Below are 18,201 nucleotides of genomic sequence, written 5' to 3'. Positions count from 1 at the left end.
CCCCTCCCCGCGCCATCCCGCGCCCGAACACCTGAGCGTGCCGTCAAGAATCGCGGATCTTGCGGAGCGCGCACCCCGCACCCGACCCGTGCCGCCGACTACGCTCGTAGTCGTGACCGAACGCGCTCCTCTCTCCCGCAAACTGTCCGCGATCGCCGAGTCGGCGACCCTCAAGGTCGACGCCAAGGCGAAGGCTCTGAAGGCCGAAGGCAAGCCCGTCATCTCGTATGCCGCGGGTGAGCCCGACTTCTCGACGCCGCAGTTCATCGTGGATGCCGCCGCCGAAGCCCTCGCCGACCCGGCCAGCTACCGCTACACGCCGGCCGCCGGTCTGCCGGCGCTGCGCGAGGCGATCGCGGCGAAGACGCTGCGCGACTCGGGCCTGGAGGTCTCTCCGAGCCAGGTCATCGTGACCAACGGCGGCAAGCAGTCCGTGTACCAGGCGTTCCAGGCCGTGGTGAACCCGGGCGACGAGGTGCTGCTCCCCGCGCCGTACTGGACCACGTACCCTGAGGCGATCCGCCTGGCCGACGGCACTCCGGTCGAGGTCTTCGCCGGCGCCGACCAGGAGTACAAGGTGACCGTCGAGCAGCTCGAGGCCGCCCGCACCGAGCGCACCACCGCGCTGGTCTTCGTCTCGCCGTCGAACCCCACCGGCTCGGTCTACACCGCCGACGAGACGCGCGCGATCGGCGAATGGGCCCTCGAGCATGGCATCTGGGTCATCAGCGACGAGATCTACCAGAACCTGACCTACGAGGGCGTGAAGGCCACGTCGATCGTCGAGGCCGTTCCCGAGGTCGCCGGCCAGACGATCCTCGTGAACGGCGTCGCGAAGACCTACGCGATGACCGGCTGGCGCGTGGGCTGGATGGTGGGTCCGAGCGACGCCATCAAGATCGCGGGCAACCTGCAGTCGCACCTGTCGAGCAACGTGAACAACGTGGCGCAGAAGGCGGCGATCGCCGCGCTCAACGGTCCGCAGACCGAGGCCGAGCAGATGCGCGAGGCGTTCGACCGCCGCCGCCGCCTCATCGTGGCCGAGCTGTCGAAGATCGACGGCGTGCGTGTGCCCAACCCCCTCGGCGCGTTCTATGTGTACCCCGACGTGCAGGGTCTGCTGGGTCGCACGTGGGGCGGCGTCACGCCGACGTCCTCGCTCGAGCTCGCCGATCTCATCCTCGAGCAGGCCGAGGTCGCGGTCGTCCCGGGTGAGGCGTTCGGTCCGAGCGGCTACCTGCGCCTGTCGTATGCCCTCGGCGATGACGCCCTGCTCGAGGGCATCCAGCGCCTCCAGCGCCTCTTCTCCTGACCAGAGCCCTCACGCGAACCCGATCAGCCAGCGGATGCCGTAGCGATCGACGAGCGTCCCGTCCCAGTCGCCCCACGGCCGCTGCTGGAGTGCGTCGATCACCCGACCGCCGTCCGCGAGCGCGTCGTACCAGCGCGTGAGCGTGGCGGCGTCTGCAGTGCCGAGCAGCGACAGGAACATGCCGCTCATCTGCACCGCGTCGTCGTCGCTCCCGGCATCCGCGCCCGACAGCTCCACCACGCCCTGCAGCATCGCGTGACCGATCGCGTCGCCCGGGCCGTCATGCCGCCCGAGCTCGGCGTAGTCGTGCATCTGCAGCTCGCCGCCGAACACCGAGTGGTAGTGCCGCATCGCCTCAGCCGCGTTGCCGGGGAACAGCAGGTACGGGATCAGTCCGCTCATGCGGCGAGTGTAGCGCCGCCGCTCACAGCTCGACGTCGATCAGCACCGGCTCGGGCTGCAGCACCAGTCCGAACTCCGCGTGCACGCGGCTCTGGATGAAGCGCGCGAGCTGGGCGACCTCGGCGGCGGTGGCGTTGCCACGATTCGTCAGCGCGAGCGCGTGCTTGGTCGACACCGAGGCGCGCGACTGCGGCAGCTTGAAGCCCTTGCGGATGCCGGCCTGCTCGATCAGCCACGCCGCGCTGACCTTGACCTCGGTCGGCTCGTGCCGCGGAGCCTCGAGCAGTCCGTCGTAGTTGGCCAGCGGGATCACGGTGACCGCGTCGAGGTCCGGCGCCACGGGCCAGCGCGGGCATTCGGGCGGCAGCGCGCGCGCGACCGACTCGGGCACGATCGCGTTCTGGAAGAACGAGCCGACGCCGTGCGTGTCGGGGTCGTTCTCGTCGAGCAGCATGCCCTTCGTGGCGCGGGTGGCGAGGATGCGCTCGCGCACCCAGGTGAGCGGAACGGGGGTGTCGTCAGCGAGACCGAGGGCCCGACGCAGCTGCTCGCCGCGCACGATCCGCTCGGTCGCCACGACCAGGTCGACCGTGACCGAGAGGATCACTGCTCGGCGCTCGGGCACCTGCCCGTAGTGATGCTTGAGCACCGAGGTACGGAACCCGAGCCCCAGCTCGGCAGCCGGGACTGTGGAGATCTCGCCCGTGGCCTCGTCGATCAGCTCGACCTCGACCAGGGTCTCCTGGATCTCCTGCCCGTAGGCGCCGATGTTCTGCACGGGTGAGGCGCCGACCGTGCCGGGAATCCCCGACATGGCCTCCATGCCCGCGTAGCCGTGCTCGACCGCGTAGGCCACGAATGCGTCCCATCCGTGGCCGGCTTGGGCGCGCAACCGGATGCGGCCCTCGTGCGGAGACGGCAGCTCTTCGATGCCCTCGGTCCGCACGCGGATGACGGTGCCGTCGAAGCTCTCATCGCCCACGAACAGGTTCGATCCTCCGCCCAGCACGAACCAGTCGTCGCCGCGGGACCAGGTGTCGCGCAGCGCCTCGACGAGCTCCGCGGTGGTGCGGGCCTCCTGCATCCGTGCCGGGGCGGCGCCGGTGCGCAGCGTGGTGAGCTCGGCGAGACGGATCGGGTCGATCTCGTGCATGTCAGACCGCACCCTCAGACCGCGACGCGCAGCTGCGCCTTGACCAGCACCGTCGTCTCGGCGAACGTGACCTTCAGGTCGATGCGCACCGCGGCGTCGTCGACGGCGCCGACCGTGGCCAGCACGTGCACGTCGGCGCCCTCGACGGGATCCACGACGACCGGCTTGGTGAAGCGCACGCCGTAGTCGACGATGCGGGCGTCGGGCTCGAGCGCGGCCACGACGACCGACGAGGCGATGCCCATGGTCAGCATGCCGTGCGCGAGCACTCCGGGCAGTCCGACCGAGGCCGCGACGTCGTCGCGGTAGTGGATCGGGTTGAAGTCTCCCGATGCTCCGGCGTAGCGCACGAGCGACTCGCGCGTCAGGTGCACGGTGCGCTCGGCGACGGTGTCTCCGACGGTGTAGCCCATCACTCCCCCTCTCCCACCAGCAGCACGCTGGTGGCGGTGACGACGTGGGCGCCGTCGGTGTCGGTGATCTCGGCTTCGCTGGTGATCAGCGCGTTGCCGCCCATCGTGCGGATGCCGGTGACGCGCAGCTGTCCGACCAGCTCGTCGCCGGCGACGATCGGCCGCGAGTAGGCGAACCGCTGCTCGGCGTGGATGGTGCGTGCAAGCACGATGCCCGAGTCGTCGAGGCCGAGCAGCTGCTGCAGCGTCAGGTCCTGAATCACCATCGCGAAGGTCGGCGGCGCCACCACGTCGGCGAAACCGGCCGCGCGGGCCGCCTCGACGTCGGTGTGCTGCGGGGCGTCAGCGAAGACGGCACGAGCGAACTCGCGAACCTTCTCCCGGCCGACGAGGTACGGGGACGTCGGCGGGAACTCCCGGCCGATCAGTTCTGGGTTCACTGCCACCCCTCGATCCTACCGAGGCCCCGCCGACCGTCCGCTCAGACCGTCCGCTCAGACCGCGCGCGCCGACATCGCCGATCCGAGCAGCACCATGCGCATACTGCGTTCCGCCGCGTCCCGCAGCAGCGCCTCGCCCTGCTCGACCGCTTGCTCCAGCGGCATCGGCACGGTGAGGATGGAGGCGATCGCGTCGATCCCGATGTCGTGCACCGCCGGGGCTCCCTGCCCGAGCGAGCCGGCGATCCCGAGCACGGGCACCCCGGCGACGCGCGCGCGCATCGCGATCTCGGCGGGCACCTTGCCCCGCGGCGTCTGGAAGTCGATCGCGCCCTCGGCGGTGATCACGAGATCGGCGGCCGCCATCAGCTCGTCGAGGGCGTTGGGCAGCAGACCACCGTCGAGCAGCACCTCGAAGCGCGGAGCGAGCCGCGCACCGAGCGCTGCGGCGAGCCCGGCGCCCAGGCCTCCGGAGGCTCCGGTTCCCCCACCCGTGCGCACGTCCATGCCCGCACCGTGCGGGCTCTGCTCCTCGAGGAGTCCCGCCCAGACGTCGAGTGCGAGCGCGAGCTGCTCGACCTGCGTCGGCGTCGCTCCCTTCTGCGGCCCGAACACCCGAGCCACACCGCGGGGACCGCAGAGCACGTTGTGGATGTTGCAGGCGAGCACGATCTCGACCTCGGCGATGCGGGGGTGCAGTCCCGAGAGATCGAGGTGCGCCGCCTCCGCCAGATGCCGCCCGCCCGGCGCCAGGGGCACGCCGTCACGGTCGAGGATGCGCGCGCCCAGCGCCTGCAGCGCGCCCGCTCCGCCGTCGCTGGTGCCCGAGTCGCCGCATCCGACCACGATGCGCTGCGCCCCGTCATCCAGGGCCGCGGAGATCAGCTCGCCCACTCCGTGCGTGGTGGTCTCACCCGGGTCCCGCCGGTCGCGCGGAACGAGGCGCAGCCCGGCGGCCGAGGCCATCTCGACGACCGCGGTGCCGGTCGCCTCGCCGCCGAGACGCGCCCAGTGCGCGAGCACCGGGGCCCCGACGGGTCCGGTCACCCGCAGCGGCACGAGCTTCCCTCCGGTGGCTTTCGCGAGCGCAGCAGCTGTTCCCTCGCCGCCGTCGGGCACGGGGAACTCGTCGACCTGCACGCCGGGGATGACGCGACGCACGCCGGCGGCGATCGCCTGGGCGACCACCTCGGCGCTGAGGCTCTCCTTGAATCCGCTCGGGGCGACCAGGATGCGCTGGGGGGTGTGGATGGACATGGTTCCTCCTCGTGTCGCCCCGCAGGGTCGACGATGGGCACCCGGATGCCGGGCACGACGATCACCGGTGCACCGGCGGTGCACGCGGAAGGGTTTTCGGACGATGCGGTTCCGCGGCTGCGGTCAGCGCAGCAGCGGGAGGCCCATCAGCGGCCAGATCCAGAGTGAGAAGACCGCCACGAGCACGAACATCGCGGGAGCGAGCAGCACCGAGAGTCGGCGCAGATCGCGCGGGGTGAATCCTCCGGCGACCACCTCGGGATCGGCGAACATCGCCACCGGCTTCGCGGAGCTCGGGAGCGTGTGGCAGAACCCGGCCGCGGCGGTCGACGCGAAGGCGGCGGCCATCGGATCGACGCCGAGCCCGGGAGCGAGCGCGATCACCACGGGAATGATCGCCGCGGACCGCGCGGACCGCGACGGGATCAGCAGGTGCGCGGCCGTCGACACCGCGATCACCACGAGGACGAACACCACGGCCCCGGCCGTTCCGAGGCCCTGGATGGGAGCGAGCGCAGACACGCTCAGCCAGGTGGCGGCGCCGGTCGTGGTGAGAGCGGATGCCAGCGCGAGCGTCGCGGCCAGGAACAGCAGCAGCGACCACGGCACGCGCTTGATCGCGGCGGGGAACGTGGTGCAGCCGATTCCCGGAGTGACCGCGGCGACCGCGCCGAGCAGAGCGACCAGAGCAGGGGCGAGGTGATGCAGCGGCTCCGTGCTCCAGAGCACGACGACGGCGCCGAGCAGCAACGCGGCGCGGCGCTCCATCGCGCTCAACGGTCCGGTGACGACGACGGGGCCGGTCGTGGCGACACGAGAAGCAGAGCGCTCGATGTCGCCCGGCGTCACCCGCAGCGCGGTGGCTCGGTCGGAGCGATGCGTGAAACGCCAGAGCACGATCTCGCACGCGAGGTGCGACGAGACGACGGCCAGCGGCAGACCGAGCCAGAGCCAGCCGAGAAAGCTGAAGCCCTCGGCGCCGGAGGCGCGCAGCAGCTGGTCGGTGATGATGTGCGCGCCCGCCCCCAGGAGGGATCCGACCGCGGAGAGCAGGACGACCGTCGGCATCAGCAGCGCGAGCGCCCGGATCAGTCGCGTGCGGCCGGAAAGTGCGGAGGACACCGCCGTGAACACGGGGACCGCGAGAGCCGCGCGCCCCGAGGTGGCGGGGACCGCGAACGCCGTCAGGGTCAGCGCGACCGTGGTCAGGTGAAAGAGACTCCGCGGACCCCGCGCGAACCGCAGCAGCTGCGCGGCGCCCCGCAGCGCGAGCCCCGACGATGACACGGCCGAGGCGATCACGAACGCGCCGATCAGCAGCCAGATCGTCTCGTCTCCGAGCGAGGCGAAGAATGTGCCCGCGGGCAGCACGCCGGTGATGATCAGGGCGATCGCGGCGAGGAAGGCCACGAGGGTGTCGTCGAGCCCGGTCGAGGTCCACGCCCAGACGGCGAGCAGGAAGACCGTGAGCGTGACCGCGATCGGCAGCGTCATCGCTGCACCGTCGGCGCCAGCGGAGGGAGCGGCAGTGAGCGCCATCGCCACACCTGCGGCCAGGATCAGCAGGGCAGTGGCCAGACGCACGGTCCCCGAGCGGCCGAGCGGAGCGCGACGTCGGCGGGAGGCCACGGCCCCCTGGCCCCGCAGCGGCGGCACCGTCGCGAAGCGGGCGCGTTCACCCGTCGCCGGGGAGTCGGTCTGCACGGAGTCGTTCATCGGAATCGGTATCCCGCCCCGCGCACGGTCTCGATGCGGTCGGCGCCGATCTTGCCGCGCAGTGCACGCACATAGACGTCGACGACGTTGGACGCGGGGTCGAAGTCCATCCCCCACACATGCCCGATCAGCTGATCGCGCGAGAGCACCTGCCCGACGTTCTGCAGGAACACCTCGAGCAGCGCGAATTCGCGTGAGGTCAGCTCGCGCATATCGCCGTCGACGGTCACGGTGCGGGCGCGCACATCCACGCGCACATCGCCGTGCGAGAGCACCGGGCCGGTCGCGCGTCCGTCGCCGTCACCGATGCGCAGCCGCACGCGGGCGATGAGCTCGGCGAACTGGAAGGGCTTGGTGACGTAGTCGTTGGCACCGCTCTCGAGTCCGCGCACGGTGTCGATCACCGAATCGCGAGCGGTGAGGATGATGACCGGGGTGGTCACGCCCTCGCCGCGCAGATGAGCGAGCACATCGAAGCCGTCCATACCGCCCAGGCCGATGTCGAGCAGCACCAGGTCGAACGTCCCGCCACGTGCCATCAGCAGCGCGGTGTGACCGTCGGCGGCCTCGGAGGTCTCGTAGCCGGCGGCGCGCAGGCCACGGCGCACGAACGACGTGATGTGCGGGTCGTCCTCGGCGATCAGGATGCTGCGCATCTCACACGCTCCTCTCTGCGTCGGTGTTCACGGGGTGCGCCGGACCGGGGGCGGGGATGTCGATGCCGAACGTCGCTCCGTCGCCGAGCACGCTGTCGACCCAGGCCGATCCGCCGTGCCCGTCGGTGATCGCCCGCACGATGGCGAGTCCCAGCCCGGAGCCGCGGCGAGCGCCGGTGCTGTCTCCGCGGGCGAACCGCTGGAAGATCCGCTCGGCGTCGGCGGCGGCCACTCCCGGTCCGGTATCGCGCACCCAGAGCCGCAGGCGACGCTCGTCGCCCGCTCCCTCGAAGCGTGAGCCGATGTGGATGCGGTCGCCGGGCTCGGTGACCTGCACGGCGTTGGCGGCCAGCTGCAGCAACGCCTGGGTGACTCGCTGGGGGTCGAGCTTCGCGGTGCCCTCGGCGATCTCCATCAGCTGCCAGCGACGGTCTCCCAGCGTCTGCGCCTTCGCCTCGATGTCGAGGGTGAGCGCCGACACCTCGCAGTCGGCGATGCGCACGAAGTCGGGCTGCTCGGCGCGCGCCAGCACGAGCAGGTCCGTCACGATGCGGCTCATGCGGTCGAGTTCCTCGCTGACCAGGCGCAGTGTGGCCGCCCGCTCGATCGGATCCTCGCTGAGCAGCTCCAGCTGACCGCGCACGATCGTGATGGGCGTGCGCAGCTCGTGGCCCGCGTCATCCACGAAGCGCTGCTGCGTCGCATGCACCGCCTCGAGGCGGTCGAGCATCTGGTTGAAGGTGGTGGCGACCGCGGCGATGTCGTCGGTGCCCTCGACGGGAACGCGTGCGGTCAGATCGTGCTCGCCGATGTCACGCGCGACCCGGTACACCTCGCGCACGGGTGCCAGGATCTGACCGGCGACGAGCCAGGCGACGCCCGAGCTCAGCACGATGCCGACGAGAGCCACCCAGGCGATCGTGGCGAATCCGGAATCCACCTGGGCGCGCGCCTGCTCGGTGTACTGCACGATGAGAACCGCGCCCTGCTCCTCGCCGGCGGCGAAGTCGAGCCGGCCCCAGCGCAGGGGTCCGGTCTGCGCGGCATCCCGCTCGCCCGAGGCCACGTCTGAGGCGAGCAGACGCGTCACCAGCGACTGGCCGCCGGGAACGGCCGAGACGTCGGTCGGCCCCGCGGTCACCGCACGCCCGTTCGCGATCGACACGATCTGCCCCTCGACCGTCGCGACGATGACCTCGTCCTCGTGCACGGACTGGCGGGCCACGTACTCGGTGACGAGCTGCGCGGCGGTGGTGTGACCGCTGGCCGTCGCGTCCTCGGCGAAGCGCGTGAACTCGGCCGCCTCCTGCTCGATCTCGGCATTCGCCGACTGCTCGACGCCCGCGAGGAAGATGCTGCGACCGATCATGCCGACCGCCAGCAGCACGACGGCCGTGCTGAGGATGATCCACACCGTGATCCGCCAGCGCGCCGGCAGCGTGCGGGCGCGGAGGGTCCGCAGCGGTGCGCCGTCACGGCGCTCCGGCGGGGCCGGCGGGGCCGGCGTCGCATCCGCGGGACGCGGCGCGACAGGCACCGGGAGATCGAGCGGAAGGGTGGGCGCGTCGGTCCGGGCGTCAGTCATCGTCGCCTCCGTCGTCGCCACCGTCGTCGTCGCCGTCGTCGCCGTCGTCATCCGGCTGGACCGGCGCGGGCGGCACGGGCGCGGGAGGCAGAGGCGCGGGAGGAACGGGCGCGGGAGGAACGGGATCCGCCACGGGCGGCGGAGGAACGGGCACCGGCTCAACGGTCGGGGTCGGGGTCGGGGTCGGGGTCGGGGTGGCCAGCTGCACGGTGAGGGGAGTCTCGGGAATCCGCGGCGACGCCGGCATCTGGGCCAGGGCGATGCTGCCCACCGCGAAGACCACCGGGATGGCGATCAGTGCGCCCGGGATCAGGATGCGTCGTGCGTTGCTCATGTCACCATGATGGCGGTCGCTCATGAGGGGCAGATGAGCCGGAGATGAAGATCCCTTCATCTCCCGGGGCGACCGCCGGATCAGCCCCGGGATCGTCCGCGGATGGCCTTCACGGCGATCTGCACGGCGATCACGGCGAGATATGCCGCGAAGAGGATGTTTCCGACTGTGGGGTCGACGATGGTGGCGAGCCAGGCGCCGAGGGCTGTCGTGGTGCAGGCGGAGAGCCCGATCACTGCGGCGGCACGCAGGTCGACGTTGCGGTGTCGGAGGTTGCCGATCGTGCCCGAGATCGCGGTCGGGATCATCATGAGCAGCGACGTGCCCTTCGCGACCAGGTCGCTGGTGCCGAAGGCGAGCATCAGCACGGGGACGACGATCACTCCCCCGCCGACGCCGATCAGCCCGGCGAGGATGCCGGTGCCGACGCCCACCGCGACGAGGCCGATAGAGGTGATCCAGCTCAGCACGAACTCGGCATCGCGCGACGGGACCACGAGGAACAGGGTGACGATGACCACGACGAGGAAGCCCACGAAGCACCACCGCAGCACCGTCTGCGAGATGCGCGGCAGCAGTCGGGTGCCGATCTGCGCGCCCACCACCGCTCCCGCGGCGAGGATCAATGCGGGCACCCACGCGACCGAGCCGGAGACCGCGTACGACACGACGCCCACGCTCGCGGTCGGCACGATCGCGGCGAGCGAGGTGCCGGCGGCCAGACGCTGGTCGAACTGCAGCAGCAGCACGAGCAGGGGCACGATCACCGTGCCGCCGCCGACCCCGAACAGTCCCGAGAGAACGCCGGCGAGAAGGCCGATCCCGATGAATGCCGCGTATGCCCGCGGCCCTCGCTGCCGGCCGCTCGCGACGTCGTTCACGCTCGAATCCTCCCGCGCGGACCGTCGGAGGCCGCAACCCCGCAAGCCTACTCCCGCAGCTCGCCCCGCCCGTGCCGCCGGTCACACCTCCGAGTCGGTGCGAATCGGCACCGCGATCGACTCGGTGAGCGCCTGCTCGTACCGGCGCTGGCGACGGCGCAGCCACAGCCCGCCGACGATCAGCAGAGCGAGCACGCCGTACGCCACGGCCGCGAAGGGCTGCGCGACCAGCGTCGTCAGGTCGCCCTGGCTCAGCTGCAGCGCGCGGCGCAGCTGCGCCTCGCCCATCGGTCCCAGGATCATGCCGACCACCAGCGGCGCGACCGGGAAGCCGTAGCGTCGCATGAAGTACCCGAGCACACCGATCACGAGCAGGATCAGGATGTCGACGACCGAGTAGTTGAGCGCGTACGCCCCGAACGCCGCGAACATCAGGATGCCGGCGTAGAGGTACGGCCGCGGGATCTGCAGCAGCTTGACCCACATCCCCACCAGCGGCAGGTTGAGCACGAGCAGGATCACGTTGCCGATGTAGAGGCTCGCCACCAGCGCCCACACGAGCGAGGACTGGCTGGTGAACAGCATCGGCCCCGGCTGCAGGCCGTACGACTGGAAGGCCGTGAGGATGATCGCCGCGGTCGCCGTCGTCGGCAGACCGAGCGTGAGAAGAGGCACGAGCACACCCGCGGCCGCGGCGTTGTTCGCCGACTCCGGCCCGGCGACACCCTCGATCGCCCCGCGCCCGAACTCGTCGCGACGCTTCGAGAGCTTGCGCTCCGTGGCGTACGAGAGGAACGTCGCGACATCCGCGCCGCCGGCGGGGATCGTGCCGATCGGGAAGCCGATCGCGGTCCCGCGCAGCCAGGGCTTCCACGATCGACGCCAGTCGTCGCGGGTCATCCAGCTCCGCCATCCGCGGGCCACCGGGATGACGTCGATCGCGCCGTGCCGCAGCCGGGCGGCGATGTAGAGCGTCTCGCCGACCGCGAAGAGGCCGACGGCGACGAGCACGATGTCGATGCCGTCCGCGAGCGGCAGCAGACCGAGCGTGTACCGCTGCTGCCCGGAGAGCTGATCGGTGCCGACCAGCCCGAGGAACAGGCCGACGCCGAGCGAGAGCAGACCGCGCGGCACCGAGGAGCCCATCAGAGCACCGACCGTCACGAACGCGACGACGATCAGCGCGACGTAATCCGAGGGCCCGAGGTTCACCGCGAACTGCGCGAGCACCGGGGCCAGGAGCGTGAGGCCGACCGTGGCGAGCGTGCCGGCGACGAACGAGCCGATCGCGGCCGTGGCGAGCGCCGTGGCTCCACGCCCGAGCTTGGCCATCTTGTGCCCCTCGATCGCGGTCACGATCGAGGCCGACTCCCCCGGTGTGTTCAGGAGGATGCTGGTGGTCGACCCTCCGTACATGCCTCCGTAGTAGATACCGGCGAACGTGATGAGCGCCGCGGTCGGGTCCAGCGTGTAGGTGAGCGGCAGCAGCAGCGCGACGGTCATGGCCGGGCCGATACCCGGGAGCACGCCGACGGCGGTGCCGACCAGCACGCCGAAGAACGCGAACACGAGGTACTGCGGCTGCAGCGCCGTCGCGAAGCCTTCGAGCAGCAGAGTCCAGCTGTCCATCAGAACATCCTTCCGAGCCAGCCGAGAGCCGGCCCCCAGGGGAGCGAGAGGCCGAGCAGTCCGCCGAAGACGACCTGCACGACGAGTGCCAGCACGACACCGATGAGGAGGGCACGCCACCACTTTTTGGCGCCGAGTGACCAGGCGACCCCGAAGAACAGCAGTGCGGCGGCCGGTGCCCAGCCGATGAGTTCGATCAGCAGCAGGTGCGCGATCAGGAACGCAGCGATCTTCACCAGTGTGATCCAGTCGGTGGGCAGGCTCTGATCGAGATCCTCACCGTCTTCGGGCACGCCGCGGTCGCCGCGCAGGATGCCGACGACCACCGACACGGCGGCGGCCAGCAGCAGCACCGCGACGAAGATCGGGAAGACCGTCGGACCGACCTGCGATCCGACCGGCACGTGGATGGCGAAGACCCCCACGAGAGCGAACACCCCGAGGGCGACCATGAGCGAGGCGAAGATGAGTTCGCCCAGCGGGAGCGCCCCGACGAGACGTGCGGGTCGGCCGAGACCGACCCGCACCTCCTCGGGGTCTCGGCGCAGAGACCCGCGTGCCATGTCAGCCGACCAGGCCGATGTTCTTCAGGGTGGCGGTGACCTCGTCGATGTCTGCGGCGAGGAAGTCCTCGAACTCGGATCCGGTGAGGAAGGCGTCCGCCCAGCCGCGGGTCTCCAGCTCCTCGGTCCAGGCCTCGGAGTCGTGGAGCTCGGTCACGATGCGCTCGAGCTCGGCGCGGTTCGCGCCGTCGATGTCGCCCGGCGCGATGACGCCGCGCCAGTTGGTCAGCACGACGTCGTATCCCGATCTGGTGATCGTGGGCACGCCGGGGAGCTGTTCGACCTCTTCCTCCGACGACACGGCGAGGGCCCGCATGGTGCCCGCCTCGATGTGCTGCAGGAACTCGCCGACACCCGAGATGCCGGCCGAGACCTTGCCTCCGAGGATCAGCGACGTCGCCTCGCCGCCGCCGGAGTTCGGTGTGTAGTTGAGTTTCTCGGCGATCTCGCCACCGTCGAGCCCGGCCTCCTCGAGCATCAGCCCCGCGAGGATGTGGTCCGCTCCCCCGGCGGATCCGCCCGTGATGGTGACCGCCTGGCCGTTGTCGACGACGTCCTCGACGAGGTCTTCGAGAGTGTCGTACTCCGACTCCGCGGGTACCACGACCACCAGCGGCTCATCGGTCAGCCGGGCGATCGGCGTCATGTCCTCGATGCGCACCGCCGAGGCGTTGGTCTCGACGGCGCCGACCATCACGAGTCCCATCACCATGAGCGTGTTCGGGTCGCGTTCGTTGGCGAGTTGCGCCAGGCCGACCGTGCCGCCGGCTCCACCGACGTTGGTGACCGGCGCCGAGTCGACGATGCCGTCCGCGGTCAGCAGCTGCGAGAGCGCCCGCCCGGTCTGGTCCCACCCGCCTCCGGGGTCGGCCGGGACGACGATGGACAGGTCCGTGACGCTCACGGCCTCGCCGCCGTCGCCTCCGCCGTCCGCTGCCGGAGACGACCCTCCGGCGCATGAGGTCAATGTCAGTGCGGCGACCGCCGCGAACGCGGCCAGGGTCCCGATACGTGCTGTGTTCATTTCCGCTCCTCCTTGAGCGTCGGTGATGCTGTCCGTCCACTGTGGGATCCCGGATGCCGGCGCTCAAGCTTCGGAAACTATTGCTCCCGGTTCTGAAACTATTGGTCGCGAACGGTCGACCGGCCCTGTCGCCGCCCGCACGGGGAGCGAGCAGAATGGGGAGGTGGCTTCGAAGATGACGCTTCGCGTTCAGCTGCTCCTGTTGCAGGCGCTGATCGTGTTCCTCGTGACTCTCGCGACCGGCGTGGTCGCCGGGGCGTTCCAGGAGGGCGCCCTCCGCGAGGCGTACAAGGACCGGATGCAGGCCGTGGCGCAGTCGATCGCTCAGCTGCCCACGGTGCTCGAGGCCTTCGACGACGCCGATCCCTCCGCCGAGATCCAGCCGGTCGCCGAGGTGATCCGCAAGGCCTCCGACCTCGCCTACGTGGTCGTGGCCGACGCCGACGGCATCCGCTTCTCGCATCCGAACCCGGATCGCATCGGCGAACGGGTGTCGACCGACCCGTCGGTGCCGCTCGCCGGCGAGGTCTACGTCGGCACGCAGACCGGAACGCTCGGACCCTCCTGGCGGGTGAAGGTGCCGATCCGGGATGCTGCGGGCGCGGTGATCGGCACCGCGTCGGTCGGCATCCTCGAGTCGGAGCTGAACGCTGAGTTCATGAGCAACCTCGCCTGGCTGATCGCCGCGATGCTCGCCGCCGCGGTCGCCGGCGTCTTCGGCTCCGCGTGGGTGACCGCGGTGATCCGTCGCCGCATCTACCGGCTCGAGCCGCACCAGATCGCCGCTCTCGTGAAGAACCAGGAGACGACGCTGCACGGTCTCAGCGAAGGCGTGATCACGGTCGACGAGCACGGGCGCATCACCCTCGCGAACGACGCGGCGACCCGATTCCTCGACGTCGAGGCCGGCGCGCTCGACGGAACGGATGCCGCCGCTGTCCTCGGTCCTGAGCTGCACGCCGTCCTCCGCGAAGGCGAGGCCGTGGGCCGCCCGGTCATCGTCGGTGCGCACGTGCTGGTCGCTCGGAGCACCGGCAGCGTCGTGGACGGACAGGGCGTCGAGGCCACGCTCCTGCTGCGCGATCACACCGAACTGCACGACGTCGTGCGCCGGGTGGAGACGGCCGACGCGATCATCGCCTTCCGCGAGCGCTTCGGCGTTCCGAAGGGGCTCAGCGCCGAGACGCTCGACCGCGTCGTCACCGCCCTGACCGCGCGACCCGAGGCGTCGGCGACTGAGATCGGCGACGACCTGCAGATCTCCCGGGTCAGCGCACGGCGCTACCTCGAGCACCTGGCGAGCACCGGTCGCGCCGTCCGCACGCTCGACTACTCCACGAAGGGTCGTCCGAGCACCCGCTATCGCGCGGTCGACTCCGCCGACGCCCGGACGGTGTGAAAGCGGTCCGAGCCCTGGGACGCAATCCCCTGCTGTGCGACACTTGATCCCACCGTAGCGACGACGCCCGGTCGGCCGGATCGAAGGAGATCTCATGGTTCGCAGCACCTTCCCCGATGTCGAGATCCCCGACGTCTCCGTGTTCGACTTCCTCTTCGGCGATCTCGACGAGACGCGGCTCGACGCCACCGCGCTGATCGACGGCACGAGCGGCGCCGAGACCACCTACCGTCAGCTGATCGGCCAGATCGAGCTGTTCGCGGGGGCGCTCGCCGCGCGCGGCGTGGGCGTCGGCACCCGCGTCGGAGTGCTGTGCCCGAACATCCCCGCATTCGCGACCGTCTTCCACGGCATCCTGCGCGCGGGGGCCACCGCCACCACGATCAACTCCCTCTACACGCCCGAAGAGATCGCGAGCCAGCTCACCGACGCCGAGGCCGAGTGGCTCATCACGGTGTCACCGTTGTTGCCCGGGGCCGAAGCCGCGGCCGCCCGGGTCGGCATCGACGCGGAGCACCTCATCGTGCTCGACGGCGCCGAGGGGCATCCTTCACTCGCTGCGATGCTCGGCGAGGGGCATCCCGCACCCGCCGTGTCCTTCGATCCGGCCGAGCATCTCGCCGTGCTGCCCTACTCCTCCGGCACCACCGGGCGCCCGAAGGGCGTCATGCTCACGCACCGCAATCTCGTCGCGAACGTCAGCCAGTGCCGCTCGACGATCTCGCTCGACGACGACGACCGCGTGCTGGCCGTGCTGCCCTTCTTCCACATCTACGGCATGACGGTGCTGCTGAACTTCGCCCTGCGGCAGCGGGCCGCACTCGTCACCATGCCGAAGTTCGGCCTCACCGAGTTCCTGCGCGTGGTCGCCGAGCACCGCACCACCTGGGTGTTCATCGCTCCGCCGATCGCGGTCGCGCTGGCGAAGCATCCACTCGTCGACCAGTACGACCTCTCGGCCGTCAAGGTCATCTTCTCGGGCGCGGCCCCGCTCGATGGCGCCCTCGCCTCTGCTGTCGCCGCCCGACTCGACTGCATCGTGTGCCAGGGGTACGGCATGACCGAGACCAGTCCGGTCACGCACGCCATCCCCGCCGACCGGCATGACCTCGATCGCTCCTCGGTCGGGCTGCTGCTCAGCGGCACCGAGGCGCGACTGCGCGACTCCGAGACGGGCGCCGACCTCGAGGCTCCGGTCGATGGCGTGAGCGAACCGGGCGAGCTGCTGATCCGTGGCCCGCAGGTCATGACGGGATACCTGAACCGACCGGATGCCACGGCAGAGATGCTCGACGCCGACGGCTGGCTGCACACCGGAGACGTCGCCACCGTCACCCACGACGGGATCTTCCGGATCGTCGACCGGCTCAAGGAGCTCATCAAGTACAAGGGCTATCAGGTCGCGCCCGCCGTGCTCGAGGCCGTGCTGCTGGAGCACCCGGCGATCGCGGATGCCGCGGTGATCGGCGCCCCCGACGCCGACGGCCAGGAGGTACCGAAGGCCTTCGTCGTGGTCCAGCCGGGTGCCGAGATCGATGCCGACGCCGTCGTCGCGCACGTCGCCGATCGTGTCGCCCCGCACGAGAAGGTCCGTCAGGTGGAGTTCATCGACGCCATCCCGAAGTCCGCCTCCGGGAAGATCCTGCGCAAGGACCTCCGCACCCGCTGAGCCCCGCCCCGCGCACGAAGAAGCCCGCCACCCCGGAAGGGGCGGCGGGCTTCTTCCGTGCAGAAGTGATTACTTCTCGACAGCGTCCTCAGCGGCAGCCTCGGCTGCTTCGCCCTCGGCCTGCGACTCGGCGCCGGCGCCGGCGGCGTCCTCGGCGGGAGCCTCCTCAGCGGCCTGCTCCTCGACGGGGGTCTCGTCGGCCGGGGCCTCCGCAGCGACCGGAGCGGACTTCTCAGCCGCGGCGGTCTTCTTGGCGGACTTCGGCTTCGGGTTCACGGGCTCGAGGACGAGCTCGATCACAGCCATGGGCGCGTTGTCACCCTTGCGGTTGCCGACCTTCGTGATGCGGGTGTAGCCACCCTCACGGTCAGCGACCAGCGGTGCGATCTCGGTGAAGAGCGTGTGCACGACGCTCTTGTCACCGATGACGGCGAGCACGCGACGACGCGCGTGCAGGTCGCCACGCTTGGCGAAGGTGATCAGTCGCTCGGCGAGCGGACGCAGGCGCTTGGCCTTGGTCTCGGTCGTCTTGATCGACTTGTGGGTGTAGAGCGCCGCCGCGAGGTTGGCAAGCATGAGGCGCTCGTGTGCGGGGCCGCCTCCGAGGCGGGGACCCTTAGTGGGCTTGGGCATAATCGTCTAGCTCCTGGTCAGAAAGGTCGGGGTTCAGAAGGACTCGTCTTCGCTGCCGCCGTAGAAGTGGGCGCCGTCGAAACCGGGCACCGAATCCTTGAGCGACAGACCGAGCGAGATGAGCTTGTCGCGCACCTCGTCGACCGACTTCTGGCCGAAATTGCGGATGTTCATGAGCTGCGTCTCCGACAGGGCGACGAGCTCGGAAACAGTGTTGATGCCCTCACGCTTCAGGCAGTTGTACGAGCGGACCGACAGGTCGAGGTCCTCGATCGGCATCGACAGCTCGCTGGAGTTCACTGCCTCCACCGGCGCCGGGCCGATCTCGATGCCCTCGGCCTCGACGTTCAGCTCGCGGGCGAGACCGAACAGCTCGGTCAGCGTCTTGGCGGCCGAAGCGACGGCGTCGCGCGGGACGATGCTGTTCTTGGTCTCGACGTCGAGGATGAGCTTGTCGAAGTCGGTGCGCTCACCGGCACGAGTCGCCTCGACGCGGTAGCTGACCTTGAGGACCGGCGAGTAGATCGAGTCGATCGGGATCTGACCGGCCTCGGCGTACTCGTTGCGGTTCTGCGTGCCCGAGACGTAGCCACGGCCACGCTCGATCGTCAGTTCCAGCTCGAACTTCGCCGTGTCGTTCAGCGTCGCGATGACGAGCTCGGGGTTGTGGACCTCGACACCGGCCGGAGCCGAGATGTCGGCGGCGGTCACTTCGCCCGAACCGGTCTTGCGCAGGTACGCGGTGATGGGCTCGTCGCGCTCCGAGGAGACGACCAGGCCCTTGATGTTGAGGATGATCTCGGTGACATCCTCTTTCACGCCGGGGATGGTGCTGAACTCGTGCAGCACACCGTCGATGCGAACGCTGGTGACAGCGGCGCCGGGGATCGACGACAGCAGGCTGCGACGCAGCGCGTTGCCGATCGTGTATCCGAAGCCGGGCTCCAGAGGCTCGATGATGAACCGGCTCCGGTTCTCGACGATCTTTTCCTCGGTGAGTGTGGGACGCTGTGCAATGAGCACTCTGTGTTCCTTTCGATCACATGACCGCTATATGACATGTGGTGGGGTGAGGTCTTGAGTTGTGGAAGTCTGTGCCCGCATGCGGGCGGTGAGCCGCCCGCCTCTCAGAGAG

18 protein-coding genes are annotated in these 18,201 nt (G+C 70.3%); 3 read left to right on the top strand and 15 right to left on the bottom strand.

Going from position 1 to position 18,201, the window contains the following annotated elements; translation table 11 throughout:
• Positions 1 to 112: 112 nt before the first annotated feature.
• Positions 113 to 1,312 (top strand): pyridoxal phosphate-dependent aminotransferase, encoded by a 1,200-nt coding sequence (locus AC2D10_RS15740; protein WP_484709008.1) that lies wholly within the window; start codon positions 113 to 115, stop codon positions 1,310 to 1,312.
• A 9-nt stretch (positions 1,313 to 1,321) separates the two neighbouring features.
• Here AC2D10_RS15740 and AC2D10_RS15735 read toward each other — a convergent pair whose 3' ends face one another.
• From AC2D10_RS15735 to AC2D10_RS15675, 13 genes are all read right to left on the bottom strand, one after another.
• Entirely contained in the window at positions 1,322 to 1,714 is a 393-nt protein-coding gene (locus AC2D10_RS15735; RefSeq protein ID WP_484709007.1) for a VOC family protein, read from the bottom strand.
• A gap of 22 nt (positions 1,715 to 1,736) precedes the next feature.
• Positions 1,737 to 2,867 carry a UDP-N-acetylmuramate dehydrogenase gene (locus AC2D10_RS15730; protein ID WP_484709006.1) on the bottom strand — a complete coding sequence of 377 codons (1,131 nt, stop codon included), beginning with the start codon at positions 2,865 to 2,867 and terminating at the stop codon, positions 1,737 to 1,739.
• A gap of 14 nt (positions 2,868 to 2,881) precedes the next feature.
• Positions 2,882 to 3,280: a MaoC/PaaZ C-terminal domain-containing protein gene (locus AC2D10_RS15725; protein WP_484709005.1), complete on the bottom strand. Its 399-nt coding sequence runs from the start codon at positions 3,278 to 3,280 to the stop codon at positions 2,882 to 2,884.
• The gene (locus AC2D10_RS15720; RefSeq protein ID WP_484709004.1) at positions 3,280 to 3,726 is read right to left on the bottom strand and encodes an FAS1-like dehydratase domain-containing protein; all 447 of its coding nucleotides are present in this window, start codon (positions 3,724 to 3,726) and stop codon (positions 3,280 to 3,282) included. The genes AC2D10_RS15725 and AC2D10_RS15720 overlap by 1 nt, the downstream gene beginning before the upstream one ends.
• Positions 3,727 to 3,774: 48 nt before the next feature.
• On the bottom strand, positions 3,775 to 4,977 hold the full coding sequence (locus AC2D10_RS15715) for a glycerate kinase family protein (RefSeq protein ID WP_484709003.1): 1,203 nt from the start codon (positions 4,975 to 4,977) through the stop codon (positions 3,775 to 3,777).
• A gap of 123 nt (positions 4,978 to 5,100) precedes the next feature.
• A complete protein-coding gene (locus tag AC2D10_RS15710) occupies positions 5,101 to 6,693 on the bottom strand; it encodes an SLC13 family permease (protein ID WP_484709001.1) in 1,593 nt (530 codons plus the stop codon).
• Positions 6,690 to 7,349, bottom strand: coding sequence for a response regulator transcription factor (locus AC2D10_RS15705; protein WP_484709000.1), 660 nt, complete (start codon positions 7,347 to 7,349; stop codon positions 6,690 to 6,692). Before AC2D10_RS15705 ends, AC2D10_RS15710 begins: the two co-directional genes overlap by 4 nt.
• Before the next feature lies 1 nt (position 7,350).
• Positions 7,351 to 8,934, bottom strand: coding sequence for a sensor histidine kinase (locus tag AC2D10_RS15700; RefSeq protein WP_484708999.1), 1,584 nt, complete (start codon positions 8,932 to 8,934; stop codon positions 7,351 to 7,353).
• Entirely contained in the window at positions 8,927 to 9,268 is a 342-nt protein-coding gene (locus tag AC2D10_RS15695) for a hypothetical protein (RefSeq protein ID WP_484708997.1), read from the bottom strand. The genes AC2D10_RS15700 and AC2D10_RS15695 overlap by 8 nt, the downstream gene beginning before the upstream one ends.
• An 80-nt stretch (positions 9,269 to 9,348) precedes the next feature.
• Positions 9,349 to 10,149, bottom strand: coding sequence for a sulfite exporter TauE/SafE family protein (locus AC2D10_RS15690; RefSeq protein WP_484708995.1), 801 nt, complete (start codon positions 10,147 to 10,149; stop codon positions 9,349 to 9,351).
• Between the two features lie 81 nt (positions 10,150 to 10,230).
• The gene (locus AC2D10_RS15685) at positions 10,231 to 11,778 is read right to left on the bottom strand and encodes a tripartite tricarboxylate transporter permease (RefSeq protein ID WP_484708993.1); all 1,548 of its coding nucleotides are present in this window, start codon (positions 11,776 to 11,778) and stop codon (positions 10,231 to 10,233) included.
• Positions 11,778 to 12,341, bottom strand: coding sequence for a tripartite tricarboxylate transporter TctB family protein (locus AC2D10_RS15680; protein ID WP_484708991.1), 564 nt, complete (start codon positions 12,339 to 12,341; stop codon positions 11,778 to 11,780). The genes AC2D10_RS15685 and AC2D10_RS15680 overlap by 1 nt, the downstream gene beginning before the upstream one ends.
• Position 12,342: 1 nt before the next feature.
• Positions 12,343 to 13,365, bottom strand: a complete 1,023-nt coding sequence (locus AC2D10_RS15675) for a Bug family tripartite tricarboxylate transporter substrate binding protein (protein ID WP_484708988.1) — start codon at positions 13,363 to 13,365, stop codon at positions 12,343 to 12,345.
• Positions 13,366 to 13,528: 163 nt separating this feature from the next.
• On the opposite strand from AC2D10_RS15675, the gene AC2D10_RS15670 reads away from it, so the two are divergent.
• Positions 13,529 to 14,764, top strand: coding sequence for a sensor histidine kinase (locus AC2D10_RS15670; RefSeq protein ID WP_484708986.1), 1,236 nt, complete (start codon positions 13,529 to 13,531; stop codon positions 14,762 to 14,764).
• A gap of 94 nt (positions 14,765 to 14,858) precedes the next feature.
• Positions 14,859 to 16,433, top strand: coding sequence for an AMP-binding protein (locus tag AC2D10_RS15665; protein WP_484708984.1), 1,575 nt, complete (start codon positions 14,859 to 14,861; stop codon positions 16,431 to 16,433).
• A 69-nt stretch (positions 16,434 to 16,502) separates the two neighbouring features.
• Here AC2D10_RS15665 and rplQ read toward each other — a convergent pair whose 3' ends face one another.
• Positions 16,503 to 17,066, bottom strand: a complete 564-nt coding sequence (rplQ, locus tag AC2D10_RS15660; RefSeq protein ID WP_484708982.1) for a 50S ribosomal protein L17 — start codon at positions 17,064 to 17,066, stop codon at positions 16,503 to 16,505.
• Positions 17,067 to 17,099: 33 nt separating this feature from the next.
• Positions 17,100 to 18,089 (bottom strand): DNA-directed RNA polymerase subunit alpha, encoded by a 990-nt coding sequence (locus tag AC2D10_RS15655; RefSeq protein ID WP_045278736.1) that lies wholly within the window; start codon positions 18,087 to 18,089, stop codon positions 17,100 to 17,102.
• Positions 18,090 to 18,201: the final 112 nt, after the last annotated feature.

It is taken from the genome of Microbacterium sp. PI-SA-G (assembly GCF_057215335.1).
This window is presented reverse-complemented; position numbering and strand designations above follow the sequence as displayed.